This window comes from Robertmurraya korlensis (assembly GCF_023715225.1).
Lineage (GTDB): Bacteria > Bacillota > Bacilli > Bacillales > Cytobacillaceae > Robertmurraya_A.
Genome location: NZ_JAMBNS010000149.1, coordinates 1 through 409 on the forward strand (window position 1 = coordinate 1; position 409 = coordinate 409).

1 protein-coding gene is annotated in these 409 nt (G+C 39.4%); it reads right to left on the reverse strand.

The features are described 5' to 3' along the window. Nucleotides 1–348, reverse strand: a 348-nt coding sequence (locus M3175_RS26180) for a rhomboid family intramembrane serine protease (RefSeq protein WP_251524634.1), incomplete at its 3' end; no start/stop codon positions are given. Between the last annotated feature and the right edge of the window lie 61 nt (nt 349–409).

Genomic DNA, 409 nt, shown 5'->3' on the forward strand with positions numbered 1-409 from the left:
GCCTAGACTGCTATAGCGAGGATTGTTTTTTTGTTTTAGATAGGTTGGCATAATTGCCACCACCAAAGCGGCAAAATAAAACAGCACAAACCCTAGACTGCCGAGTTTGGACATGAACAAACCCTGTACCGCTTGCCCAAACGAATACAAAGTAAACATATTAAAAAACAAATGCATCCCATCGGCATGGATAAAACCATGGGTGACAAAGCGATCAACTTGTCCACGCTGCACCGCAGGCGGATAAAAAATCAACCTTTGCATCAGTTGGGGTGATTGCCAAGCTAATAAACTGACAACCACTGTAATGATAATGATAAATAAAGTATGGTTAGAAAAAAGTGACATAGCACCTCAAAATGGCAATAAATAATGGTAAGTACGATTATGATAAAGATAGCGTATTATC